The 319-nt window shown below is 23.5% G+C and carries 1 protein-coding gene; it reads right to left on the bottom strand.

What is annotated here, in order from left to right:
* Positions 1–134: HU family DNA-binding protein (locus RI68_RS02905; RefSeq protein WP_017193739.1), on the bottom strand; the 134-nt coding region annotated here is incomplete at its 3' end.
* Between the last annotated feature and the right edge of the window lie 185 nt (positions 135–319).

Genomic DNA, 319 nt, shown 5'->3' with positions numbered 1-319 from the left:
GATAAAACTACTTCTTCATTAGTAGTAATTGCTTCGATTAAAGTCTTTTCGAAGATGTGATAAAATTCTTCTGTTTTTGAAATTGAGGTTTTGTTTGCCTCAGCGATTTTTTTAATTAATTCTTTTTTAGTCATAATAATTTGACTCCTTTTTTGATTTTTTTTGAAAATTACTGTTATTTAAATTAAAATAAAGTTTCATATCTAATTGAATGATGGTAAATAATGGTGAAAATTTTAATTCTACTCATAATTTTTAATAATGATTTCTTGATTGATGTTTTTGTTCGTGAGATGATGGCTTGTTGTTGTTTTTGTTT

The sequence above is a fragment of the Vaccinium witches'-broom phytoplasma str. VAC genome, from assembly GCF_000309405.1.
GTDB lineage: Bacteria > Bacillota_I > Bacilli_A > Acholeplasmatales > Acholeplasmataceae > Phytoplasma.
Note: the sequence above shows the minus strand (reverse complement) of the source record. Positions and strands in the feature narration are given on the sequence as shown.